At 54.5% G+C, this 12,010-nt stretch carries 12 protein-coding genes; 4 read left to right on the top strand and 8 right to left on the bottom strand.

Going from position 1 to position 12,010, the window contains the following annotated elements; genetic code table 11:
• Positions 1-37 precede the first annotated feature (37 nt).
• Positions 38-2,128 carry a TonB-dependent receptor gene (locus SQ11_RS13080; protein WP_198140880.1) on the top strand — a complete coding sequence of 697 codons (2,091 nt, stop codon included), beginning with the start codon at positions 38-40 and terminating at the stop codon, positions 2,126-2,128.
• 152 nt (positions 2,129-2,280) lie between these two features.
• Here the strand turns inward: SQ11_RS13080 and SQ11_RS13075 are convergent, their stop codons facing one another.
• From SQ11_RS13075 to SQ11_RS13040, 8 genes are all read right to left on the bottom strand, one after another.
• Entirely contained in the window at positions 2,281-3,102 is an 822-nt protein-coding gene (locus SQ11_RS13075; RefSeq protein ID WP_041514619.1) for a PEP-CTERM sorting domain-containing protein, read from the bottom strand.
• Between the two features lie 215 nt (positions 3,103-3,317).
• Positions 3,318-3,950 carry a DUF3299 domain-containing protein gene (locus SQ11_RS13070; RefSeq protein ID WP_041514618.1) on the bottom strand — a complete coding sequence of 211 codons (633 nt, stop codon included), beginning with the start codon at positions 3,948-3,950 and terminating at the stop codon, positions 3,318-3,320.
• Between the two features lie 14 nt (positions 3,951-3,964).
• A complete protein-coding gene (locus SQ11_RS13065) occupies positions 3,965-5,251 on the bottom strand; it encodes an ABC transporter permease (protein ID WP_232298003.1) in 1,287 nt (428 codons plus the stop codon).
• A gap of 72 nt (positions 5,252-5,323) precedes the next feature.
• Positions 5,324-6,343, bottom strand: a complete 1,020-nt coding sequence (locus tag SQ11_RS13060) for a PstS family phosphate ABC transporter substrate-binding protein (RefSeq protein WP_041514617.1) — start codon at positions 6,341-6,343, stop codon at positions 5,324-5,326.
• Between the two features lie 21 nt (positions 6,344-6,364).
• On the bottom strand, positions 6,365-7,066 hold the full coding sequence (locus SQ11_RS13055; RefSeq protein WP_041514616.1) for an ABC transporter ATP-binding protein: 702 nt from the start codon (positions 7,064-7,066) through the stop codon (positions 6,365-6,367).
• Between the two features lie 19 nt (positions 7,067-7,085).
• Complete coding sequence (locus SQ11_RS13050; protein WP_041514615.1) at positions 7,086-7,694, bottom strand: DUF2796 domain-containing protein; 609 nt, start codon at positions 7,692-7,694, stop codon at positions 7,086-7,088.
• Between the two features lie 170 nt (positions 7,695-7,864).
• A complete protein-coding gene (ppk2, locus tag SQ11_RS13045) occupies positions 7,865-8,674 on the bottom strand; it encodes a polyphosphate kinase 2 (RefSeq protein WP_041514751.1) in 810 nt (269 codons plus the stop codon).
• Positions 8,675-8,864: 190 nt separating this feature from the next.
• Positions 8,865-9,443: a hypothetical protein gene (locus tag SQ11_RS13040; protein WP_041514750.1), complete on the bottom strand. Its 579-nt coding sequence runs from the start codon at positions 9,441-9,443 to the stop codon at positions 8,865-8,867.
• A gap of 495 nt (positions 9,444-9,938) precedes the next feature.
• On the opposite strand from SQ11_RS13040, the gene SQ11_RS13035 reads away from it, so the two are divergent.
• The 3 genes from SQ11_RS13035 (at position 9,939) to SQ11_RS13025 (ending at position 11,966) form a co-directional block, all read left to right on the top strand.
• Entirely contained in the window at positions 9,939-10,514 is a 576-nt protein-coding gene (locus tag SQ11_RS13035) for a sugar O-acetyltransferase (RefSeq protein ID WP_269746051.1), read from the top strand.
• Positions 10,501-10,947, top strand: a complete 447-nt coding sequence (locus SQ11_RS13030; RefSeq protein WP_041514613.1) for a DUF3293 domain-containing protein — start codon at positions 10,501-10,503, stop codon at positions 10,945-10,947. The genes SQ11_RS13035 and SQ11_RS13030 overlap by 14 nt, the downstream gene beginning before the upstream one ends.
• Before the next feature lie 104 nt (positions 10,948-11,051).
• Positions 11,052-11,966 (top strand): D-hexose-6-phosphate mutarotase, encoded by a 915-nt coding sequence (locus tag SQ11_RS13025; protein ID WP_041514612.1) that lies wholly within the window; start codon positions 11,052-11,054, stop codon positions 11,964-11,966.
• The last annotated feature ends 44 nt before the right edge of the window (positions 11,967-12,010 follow it).

Raw genomic sequence — 12,010 nt, 5'->3', positions numbered from 1 at the left:
CCTGACGCTGTCATGGTTCGTAATTATCAATTCTGTTATGACAGTCTCTTTACCAGCGGCATTTGCACAGACAGCCGCACACCAGCCCGCCGCTGCCACAACTGAAACGACACTCAAGCCGATAGAAATCAAGGCGGCACCGGAGGAGGGGCCGCGTGAACCGCTCAGGCCGACTGTAAAGCTGCGTGGCGACACACTCAGGGAACGTGCAGGCAATACGCTTGGGGAGACGCTGAGTGACGAAGCCGGCATTTCCAATTCGACCTTCGGCCCGGGGGTTGGCCTGCCGGTAATCCGAGGGATGTCGGGCCCGCGCGTGCGCCTCCTGAGCAATGGACTTGCCACGCATGACGCGACAACGTTCAGCCCGGATCATGCCGCCAGCATTGAATCCATTCTGGCGGATGAAATACAGGTAATGCGAGGCCCGGCAACCATTCGTTATGGTGGCAATGCCATCGGCGGCGCCGTGAATGTGATAGACAACCGTATTCCCCAGCGTATCCCCAAACAGGTGATTACCGGAATGGTGCAATCGCGCTATAACGCTAATGGCAACGAAAGCACCAATGCCTTCAAGGTCGACGCGGGCACCGGCAGATTCGCGATGCATATCGATGGATTCATGCGTCGCCGTGACAACATTTCCATCAATGGCTGCGCGGTCGATGACAAGGCCATTCAGCAGCAATTCGGCCTTATCAATATGCGCAATACCTGCGGCCATGTCGCCAATACCGGCGCACAGTCGCAGGGTGGCAGCGTGGGAGGATCATTGTTTGCCGGCATGGGAATGGTGGGGGCCTCGGCTACCATGCTGGATAATACCTATGGCATTCCCCCCAGTGCGGGCTCGCATTCCCATGGGGGCGGAAGCAGCGATGTGAGCATCGATCTGGCCAATCGCCGTTACGACGGCCGGATGGAGCTATGGGGATCAGGCAAATGGATCGACCGTATCAGGCTGAACGTCAGCCGGGTTCACTACCGGCATCATGAAAAAGCCGGCAGCAGCATCGCGACCACTTTTCGCAACGAGGCGCTGGATGGGCGTCTGGAAGTGGAGCATCGGCTGGGCTCACGCATTTCCGGTGTGGTTGGCGGCCAAATGATGAACCGCGATTTCTCCGCGCTTGGAGCCGAGGCATTTATCCCGGAAACGAATACCTTCAGCACCGCCGCCTATATCCACGAACGGCTCGATATTACCGACACGCTGCGTCTGGAGGGTGGCTGGCGCTACGATCAACTGAGATTGGTGGCGGGTCCGCAATCGACTGTCGATGGACGGATTCTCAATTTTCCTGGCCGTAGTTTCAGCGTGGAGAGCCGTTCCATTTCCTTGACCTGGCAGTATGCCGACAAAAGTGCGGTCGGCATCATCTTTTCAGGATCCAAGCGAGCGCCGGAAGTGCATGAGCTGTATTCCTTCGGTCCGCACTTGGCGACTCACACTTTTGATGTCGGCAATTCTAATCTGAAGGTGGAATCGATGAGGAGTCTAGACTTGACCTGGAACGCCGATGCGAGATGGATACGCCTCAACGGGGCCTTGTTTCTCAATGACGTGGATAATTTCGTCTTTCAGCGAAGCATTCCCAATATTTTTTTCGACGCGGACGAAGGACGATTCCGAACGCGTTGCGTGAGTCTCGATGAGTGCCTGCCGGTTATTAATTATGAGCAAGCCAGCGCACGTTTCATGGGGTACGAAGCCGAAGCAACGCTGCGTATGCTCTCGGATATCGTGCCGCCAGTGGAAGTCACTCTATTTTCGGATTATGTTCATGCCAGGCTTACCGCGATAAATGAAAACGTGCCTCGGCAACCTCCCTTGCGCTATGGAGTGCAGCTGGCCACAGCCTCCGGGCCATGGTCGGCACGCATCCGCTACACGCATGCCAATGCGCAGGACAGGGCAGGCGTCAATGAAACCGAAACCAAGGGCTACAATTTGTTGAACCTGCATGCATCCTACCGGCACAAGGTAATGGGTCGGCCAGCGTCCGTATTTGTGCGGGCCCGCAATCTGCTTAACGAGGAGATCCGCAGCTCGACCTCCTTCCTGAGAAACTTCAGCCCGGAACCCGGGCGAAGCATCGAACTGGGTATAGAACTGGTTTTCTGAGAGCCGGGGAGTGCGTTTTCCGCTATTCGGTACGGGAATACCGCTGGATCATCCTCAAGGAATACGCCGCTGAGAGAAGAATGGTTGCCAGGACATTATCTGAACGGCAAGGGGGTTGGGCTCGGTTCCAGGCGACGCCAAAGCCGGATTGATCAGACGAACACCGATTGCCGACGGACCCATAATCCCAGAAACGCGAGACCGGCAAGCATGAGTGCCACAGCGGAAGGCTCGGGAACGGGTTGTATGCGGGATTCGAAAGCGAGCAAGTACTGCCCATCCGTCAATCCGTAGTTGAACAGCACCTTGACCGGCTCCGATGCAAGATAGCCATCCGCAACCAATGCAAAGGTGGCAAGGTATGCGCCGGGAGCGGGTGTTCCATTAGGATTCTCGATAAACCAATCCAGATGTGCATGGAAGGCTCCCTGAGAATCTGCGTCGTCGATAATCGCCGGATTGGGGCCGGAAATGCCGTTTGCGGAAAAGTGGGTACCCTGGGCATAAAATGGATATTGACCGGCCAGAGCGGGGTCGCAAAGCACGCCTCCGCTCTGGCAGAAAGTATAAGCCAGGGCGATATCCGTCGGGATCGCACCGTGCACCCGTATCAGTTCGCCATTGGATGGCGCTGCCCACGTCTGGTTTGCGGGTGTCCAATACTCCAGGCTTCCTATTCCCTGGATAGAGACGACAGTCCCGGGGGCGAGGGTGCCGGCGAAACTTTGGAACCCAGGGTCGTTGGTTGCCGATGGCCCGCCGCCAAAATCGCCAAAATCAGTCGGATACAAATTCTGTCCGGTTATGAAATCATTGGCGAATCCACCGCCTGGGGGCAGGCTGCCATGAGCATGAAATCCAGTCGTGAGTTGTCCGCCCGAGACGCCCACCCGCACATCGTAACTGAAGGCATGGCCGGCCTGGGGCGCGACAAGCACGGCAGTTAAGGCCAAGCCGGAGAATAGGTTCTTCATGGAAACTCCAGGATAAGATGCGTTATCGTTATAGCGAAAATGATTTGAACAGTTTGATTATAATATAATGAGATATTATTATCAATAGAGATATCGACAAGGTGATGAGCTTTGCTGGAAAAACGCAGTCAATCCATGACGATAGGGCGGCGTCACGGATCTGCCGTCATTCTCTCAATGGAGGGTAATGTCCCAACGCTTCCTGTTCATGGTTTTTACGGATAAGGCGTAATCCACTCAGCCTTCAATTGATAACCCGCCTGGCCCATTTCCGTGTCGATCTTGCCGGCATGCATCACCCCGCTGACCCACATGGTATCCATGGTGCGCATATTGGCCAGGGGTTTCGATGTCCGCACATGAATGATCTGGTTGGAGGGTGGCGGAGGCGTATGGATGCACGCGCCAAAGTAGGGGACGAGCAGGAATTCGCTGACATTGTTGCCTGCTCGCTCCAGGGGAATGACGAAGCCGGGAATACGGATACGCTCACCATCCAAGGCGGGCTCGATGGGTGCGTTATTCCAGGCTGCGCGTATTTTTTCCAGCGCTTCGATGGCACGGGGGTCGCCATCCTTAAGATTGTCCAGCTTCAATCCTTTCAGCGGCGCCATCGGGTCCCAGTTCTTGGGCATCAGATCATCCCAGGTCTTTTCCTTGTAACCGGCTGAGGCGGGTGCCGAAGGCGCAGATTTATTCTTGGCCGCGCCTGGCGCTGGCGCTGACAATCGATCGCCAACCTTATAATCCTTATCCGCCGCGATGGCTATTTGTGCGGTAAAAACCAGCAAGGCGATTAAAAATAGAATGAAAAAACGAGGAAGGGCGACGTACTGAGAAACAGTCATATTGATATCCTTTTTTATAATCTTGGCGTCAAACCATCGCTTAAGGATAACCGATAGGCGCGATAACCGGGTACGAGGCTGACCAGAAACCCAATTGCCATGACAAGCAACAGTAGTTGCCAAGCTTCGGCCGATAGCATACCTACCGCCAGCGAAATCCCCAAGCGAGCCTCCAGAACAGGCGCGGCAAAGAGGCTGAGCACGGCCAGGCCCAGTACACCCAGCAATGCGCCAGCCACGACCACCATCAATCCCTCGATGGCCAACAGCAGGAAAACCACGCGCGGGCCGGCACCCACTGAGCGCAGAATGGCCAGTTCGCGCCTGCGTTCGCCCAGGCCGGCCAGCACAACAGCCACCAACCCACTCAGACCCACCGCAACCACCAGTGCGGAAATAGCCAGCAGCGACTTTTCGACAATGCCGACGATGGACCACAGCTCGTCCAGCGCTACGCCGGGAAGCACCGCCAGCAATGGCTCTCCCTTGTACTGATTAATGAACCGCTGCATCTGAAAAACCCCCGCACGGCTTTTCAGCCCGATAAGCGCCGCCGTAATTTCCTTTGGAGCCAGGTCGAATTTACGTACATATTCCGCCGGAATGGATACGCCAGGCATCGGAGCGCCACCTTGCCAGTCAAGATGAATGGCTTCAATACCCTCGAGACTGACATGAACGCTCCGATCCACGGGTAGGCCGGTCCGCTTGAGAATGCCGCTCACCTTAAACGGTTTATCGGCGTGCTCGGTCAGCCCGAGGCCTTTCGCGCCATGATTGAGCACGATACTGTCACCCACCTGGTAGCCAAGCTGCGCGGCGACATCTGCGCCGATAACCGCGTCAAAAATATCCGTAAAAGGCTTGCCAGCCGCAAATGCCAGCAGTCGGCGATCGCCATAACGAAAATATTTGAAATAAGCGGAAGTGGTGCCTATCACCGCGAAATCGCGATGCGAATCACCCAGGGAAATCGGCACCGCCCATGCCACCGCCGGATGTGCTGCCATCGCCTGGAAGCTTGCCCAGCGGATGTTATGAGTGGCATCCCCCAGGCGGAACACGGCATAGAGCATGAGTTGGATCGGACTGGTGCGCGCACCCACCACCAGATCGGTGCCGGATATGGACTGCGAGAAGCTTTCGCGCGCCTGGGTGCGCAACTGCTCTACGCCCAACAGGAGCATGACCGAAAGCGCGATACTGACCGCCATCAATCCCAGCGTGGCGCGCCGGTTCCACGCGCTGGCAAATGCAAGGGAAAACAGCGATTTCAGCCCGCTTCCCCCGCACTTCGGCACAATTCATTCAAGCTGGCGGTTCGTCGCGAATGGAGCCTCAATCGCGAATCGCAGGTGACGGCAATGCGATGATCAATTTTCATAAAAGCGGGCTTCTCGCCGGAGCAGGTCATCGAGGGTGAGACCCCCTGGCACAAAGCCATCGAATACCGTTCCCAACCGCTTCGTCTTGAAGAATTCCATGTTGGCGGCGTAGGCTCTGGGTGGTAGTGGAATATACTGGAATCCCCTTACCAGGGCGGATGCATTCTTCATATAGAATGCGACAAACTCCTTAAGTTCGGGTTTCTCCGCCGCCTTCATGTTCACATAGATGAAGATGGGGCGTGACAAAGGTTGATAGGTTCCGTCCTCCACCGTTTCAGCGGAGGGAAGAACTCCGCCGTTTCTGCCGTCATCCACCGCGACAGCGCTGATCTTGTCCTGATTCTGCATATAGTATCCGAAACCAACGAACCCCAGCGCATTCTTGTCCTTAGCCACATTCTGCATCAGTGTGTTATTGTCCTCCTCGGATGCCGTAAAGTCGCTACGGCTGGATTTGGCCTTGCCCACAATCGCTTGCGTAAAGTAATCGAGCGTGCCGGAATCCGGGCCTGCGGCATAGAGCTTGAATTTTTCATCAGGCCATGCCGGATTTACCTGACTCCATTTGGTAATCTTACCCTGAGCGGCGGGTTCCCATATTTTTTTCAACTCGGCAACGGTCATGGTTTTGCTCCAGGTATTGTTCGGATTCACCACTACGGTCAACGCATCGAACGCCATCGGCAATTCGACGTATTGCACACCAGCCTTGCTGCACGCCTTCATTTCCGCTCTTTGAATGGGGCGGGAAGCATTGACGATATCTATTTCACCACGGCAGAATTTCGTGAAGCCACCGCCGGTACCGGAGATGCCGACCGATACCTTGACCGCCTCTTTTTTGGTCGTCTGAAATTTCTTTGCCCCCTCTTCCGTGATGGGATACATGGTGCTGGAGCCATCGACTTTTATGACCGTATCGGCGCCCGCCATGCCCTCGACGCTCATCAATGCACCCAGTACAACGGCTGCACCCACTACTTTAAGATTATGTGATAGTGACATTTTTTCTCTCCATTCGATTGGTCAGAGGGCTGTGGTTTCGCACAATTCATTCAAGTCGACGGTGCGGCTGAAATGGGATCCCAGCCGCTGGTCATGGCTGACAAAGATCAGCGTGACATTCTCATCATCGCAGCGGCTCAGCAGAAGATCAAGAAATTCCGCTTGCCGGCCCGCATCCAGTGCGGAAGTCGGCTCATCGGCAATGATCAGCTCGGGGTGGCCGATCAGTGCCCGAGCAGCCGCCACACGCTGCTGTTGCCCAACCGATAATGCGGTTACCGGTTGCCGCGCCAGCGTCGCATCCAGTCCCAACTGACCCAGCAGCCGGTCCGCCGACTGCTCGAGCGAGGTTGCTGATTCAAGCGCCTGCCGCCGCCTGCGCTGCGAAAATCGGCAAGGCAGGAGCACGTTTTCGAGCACGGACAAATATGGCACCAGATTAAACTGCTGGAACAGGAAACCAACATGATCTACACGAAACCGGTCGCGAGCGCTGGATGTGAGCGTTGTCAAGTCGGTATCGAGCACGCGCAGGTGGCATGGCTGCGGCTGCAGGACACCGCCCAGCAAGCTCAGCAGGGTACTTTTACCGCTGCCGCTCGCGCCTTGCAGAAAAACACGCTCCCCGCGTCTTACCAGAAATTGAGGGATCGACAGACGAAAACCATGCTTGCCAGGCCATTGAAAAACCAGATTCTGAATATCGATCACAAATGGACTCATTCCTCATCCACCCACTCAATTACCATTTTAAGCGGGTGGATTCAGGCGATAACTTCGTGCTTGACTGCCCCTTGGGGCCCGCTATGGCGACATCGAGACGCCGCAGACCGGGAAACATCCGGAACAACTGCACATCGACTCCTTGCAAGGCCTGTGGCTTCGCGCACTGGAACTGCCAGGTGGCGTCCAATTCCGCATGCGCATCGACGGCAGCGGAAGAGGCGGGCGGGGAAAATTCGGATGCTCCGCTATTTTTATCAGCACTTTTGCCGGAACCGGAGGCAGGTGGCAGCAAGTCCGCGGAAAGTACGGGAGAGTTCAAATCAGCCGATTCCAATCGACACTGGGCTGCCGGCGTGAAAACGAAAAGGCTGCTGGCTTCATTCAATTTCGATGCCATGGCTTTGATGGCTTGACGCTCTTTTTCGTTTCTCGGGGCATGCTCGAATCCCAGTAGATTATCCAGCGGGCTATTCAAGTTGACCTGTGCCACCGCTCCGTCAATGGCAATTTCCAGCGCTGCACGGCCATGCACATGAGCACCGGGCTCATGCGCCCAAACGGGCAGCCCCGATACGATGATCGCGATGAGCATTGCCTGACCCGGAAACCGCTGTATTCGTCTCATTTTTTGTCTCTCCATTAGCAATTGTAGACCATGATCATTGCAACATTATTGCAATAATCCATGCAGCGATAACTCCGATGATGACTTGTGAAGGTGCGGCTACGAATAGCGATCAGGCGCCGACGGCACCATGGGGGTTGAACTTTGGCCTGGCGGCAACTCCGGGTTGATTACGACGCCAGCACACCGTGCTCAATAAATGAAATCTCAAATTCCATCACGATGCGCTTGTCCGGCATGACCAGCCGTTCGTCTTTATTCTCATAATCGAGGCGGCTGAGGAGATCCTTGATGATGTTGATGCGCGCCAACTGCTTATCGTCGGCATGGACTATTGTCCATGGTGTCGTGAGATTATGGGTATGGGCCAACATCTTGTCGCGTGCCAGGCTGTATTCCTTCCATTTCTTGATTGCATGTTCGTCTAGCGCGCTGATCTTCCATTGCGCGAGCGGGTCCTTCTTGCGAGCATCCAACCGCTCCGCCTGCTCCGATTTGCTGATGTCGAGATAGTACTTCATGAGTTTAACGCCCGAGCGGACCAGCATATGTTCGAACTCCGGCACCGAGGTCATGAATTCATCATACTCGGTGTCCGTGCAAAAACCCATTACTGGTTCCACCCCCGCCCGGTTGTACCAGCTGCGGTTGAACAACACCAGTTCCTGTGCCGCGGGCAGATATGGGGTATAACGCTGAAAATACCATGAACTGCGATCTCTGTCCGAAGGCTTGCCAAGCGCCACGACGCGCGTTTCGCGCGGACTCAGATGTTGAACGATGCGCTTGATGGTGCCGTCTTTGCCGGCCGCATCTCGCCCTTCGAAGATAATCAGAATCTTGTCGCCGCACTTGATAAAGTGCCGTTGCAGCTTGACGAGCTCAACCTGGAGTCTGTAGAGCGTCTCCTCATAGTCTTTTTTGGATAGCTCCGGCGGCAGTGGCTCGTTCGTTTTCTTTTCGTTGTCCTTCTTACTCATGACCGGACCTTTTATTATCGCTGACCACGGACCCAGCAGCCACCCCATACCGCGGTTTCTGTTCCACGATTGCTTTTCCGGTCTGGCGCCCGGCTCCGGACGCTCCGGACATTGTGGCGGCTAAAACCGAAACCGATCTTTCTCGGCAGCTCTCAACACAAATGGCAATGTGAACATACTCCTCAATCGCCTATGAGCGACGGGAAGATCGCCAATTCTGTACGCGCTTTGATTTCATGACCTTGTAAGTGAACAGGGTCAACAGCAGCATGGCGATCAGTGGCCCTATCGAGGCACGAAAAACATTCGCATAATTGACCATCTTTACCCGCAATGGATACTGATAGTGAACGGGAGGCACCGACTCTCCAGTAATAAATACCGTATAGAGTCCCTGATCCAGGCTGGTCTCTCCCCTGATCACTCCATCAGGGTGATAGCTCGGGCGTAAATATGTCACCGTCTCATCTTCCGCCTCGCTGGTTCCTCTCACTACCCTTACTCCTATCGGAATATCGCGCAGCGCCTGGTCGACGAGATCCACCACCAGAAAAGTATTGCCTTCTTTGGGTATCTCTGTGCAGTACTGGTCGCTTGGCTCATGCTGTGGCTGGTAAGCGCTTAAATGCACCATGCTGTTGTCGCCGAGCCGGCGCATGCATGTATCTTCTTCCATAGCCACTTTCCCATGCGCAACCGCGGCGCCGCAATAAAGCGCCATGACGACGGTAATGACCGATACACCGGCCTGCATCGCTTGCTTGATCATCATTGATTACTCCTCCTGGTCTACGTTTGCCCGGTTCCACGCTTTTGAGCGTCGGAGCCAAACCGGCAAAAACACTAGGGTTGAGCCGATTTTTGTCTTATTCCCATGGAAAAAACTCACCGTCACAGATTTCATTGTCTTACTAGAGACTGGGTTAGGTATATATACTATCCGATATGCGGACTCAGAACTTCTATCTTATAGTATTCGATACCCGAAACTCAAACATTCAACATCCCGCTAGCCAGATAATAGCCGTTCCTGTCCGCGATCAGTTGCACAATGAAAGTATAATAGATCGATTGCATAATGCAACTGAATTGATCCGCAATTCCATGTAACGGTGACCATTCGAGAGATCGATACTCTGATTTTATATCAACGAATAAGATGCTCCGCAGTTGACAACAACGGTGACAACAATGCTGGCAGCCTGCCGGAGTTCACGAAACGGATTCAAATTTCCCGCCGTTGGCTTGAAATCATGAGATAAAGGTGGCTCAGCTGACGGAAAAAGATAAGATGAGTACGGGACGGTTATATCGATCCAGCGATGAGTTATTGCGTAACGAAAGAAAACGAGCCCGAAGATTGCTTAAAGTATTCAACGACACGCTTCCGGACGAAATCGGAAAGCGTGTTGCCATGTTGAAAGAGCTGCTGGGCGCGTTGGGCGGGCAGGCTGAAATCGAACCCCCATTTTACTGCGATTACGGATACAACATCCGCATCGGTGATAATTTTTATGCCAATTTCAACTGTACCATTCTCGATTGCGCGAAAGTGACTATTGGCAACAATGTGTTCCTGGGGCCGAATGTCCAGATCTATACCGCAACGCACCCATTGGCCGTGGAAGAACGCAATAAGGGCCTGGAGGCCGCCAAACCCATCGCCATCGAAGATAGCGTCTGGATTTGCGGTGGCGTAATTATCAATCCCGGCGTAACGATTGGGAGCGGTACCACTATCGGGGCGGGCAGTGTGGTCACCCGGGATATCCCGCCAAATGTTTTTGCTGCCGGGAACCCATGCAACGTCATACGAAATCTTACTTTTGACACAATCTGAAATTTCTCCGGACCTGATCGCTGCTTACCGCGCAACCAGGTATCGAGTAACAGCAGCGGCGGGATTCGGTACTGGTACAATCGCCCTGCGGATTGATGAATATTCCGAGCCGCTATCGCGGCTTCTCGCCGCATCGGATCATCGCTGTGCGGCTTTCATCACCGCCTGCAACCCATTCAGTGTGCCGCAAAATCATGCGCATAACCTTGCCGCTTGCATGCGTCTGCGCGACAAACTGGCCTGCCTGGCCCAGGCAGGCCCGATCCTGGAGGGAAAGGGCTGCGACCCCTCTGGTGCATGGCCGGCAGAGAAAAGTTACTTTGTGCTCGGACTCGATCTTGAAACGTCACGAGCGCTCGGCAGGGAGTTCGGGCAAAATGCTATCGTATGGACAGGTCCGGACGCAATTCCAAGACTGATTTTGCTGCGATAGCACGCAGCACCTGGTGCGGCTGATCGCCGGCAAGCCCCTATGCCGCCCCCGGCAACAATCCTGGCGTGTTATGATGATTTTTTTTAGCAAGAAATAGTGAAATTATGAATATCGAACAACTGAATGCCGAGTATGCTATTGATGATCAACTTAAATTCGTCGAAGGTAAGGGCGGATTCCCCTTTATCAAAATCGATAACGACAAAGCCAGCGCCGTTATCTCGGTCTACGCGGGACAGGTTCTCTCTTTTCAGCCCGCCAATGATTCGCACAACCTCATGTTCCTCAGTGAAATGGCATATTACCAGCCTGGCAAGGCCATCAAGGGAGGCGTCCCGATTTGCTGGCCGTGGTTCGGTCCCGACCCCGATGGACTCGGCCGCCCCGCGCATGGTTTTGTGCGAAATCGTTTCTGGAACGTGGTACGGACAGGCGTTACCGCAGATGGCGACACCATCGTTACCTTGGGATTGGTCGATACGCCCGAAACAAGGGTGATCTGGCCGCATTCGTTCAACCTCTCGCTGGAGATTACGATCGGAGATTCGCTGAATCTGGAATTAACCACACGCAACACCAATACCGATAAGCAGCCGTTTTTTATAACCCAGGCATTTCACACCTACTTCAAGGTCGGGCATATCGATCAAACGGCCGTTCTGGGGCTGGATGGGCTTGAATACATCGATAAAGCCGATAACGCTACCCACAAGCTTCAGGCCGGCGCGGTATCCATCGGCGCAGAAGTCGACCGTATCTATCGGAAGGCTCAAGGTGAGCTGATAATCGATGACGTCGTACTAGACCGCAGGATTCGCATTACCTCCCAAGGCAGCAATACCGCCGTGGTGTGGAATCCGTGGGCAAAAATCTCGGCGGAAATGGGCGACTTGAAGGATGATGATTACGAGCGCTTTCTGTGTGTCGAAACTGCCAACGCCGACCTGGATGTGGTGGAAATCGCTCCCGGCGGCGAATATCATCTAACGGCAAACTATCGCAGAGTGAATTACCAGTAACAACCCCTCCCCCAATTGAGGATGATCCATCCTCCCCGGATCAG

Source organism: Nitrosospira sp. NpAV (genome assembly GCF_000832065.1).
Lineage (GTDB): Bacteria > Pseudomonadota > Gammaproteobacteria > Burkholderiales > Nitrosomonadaceae > Nitrosospira.
Note: the sequence above shows the minus strand (reverse complement) of the source record. Positions and strands in the feature narration are given on the sequence as shown.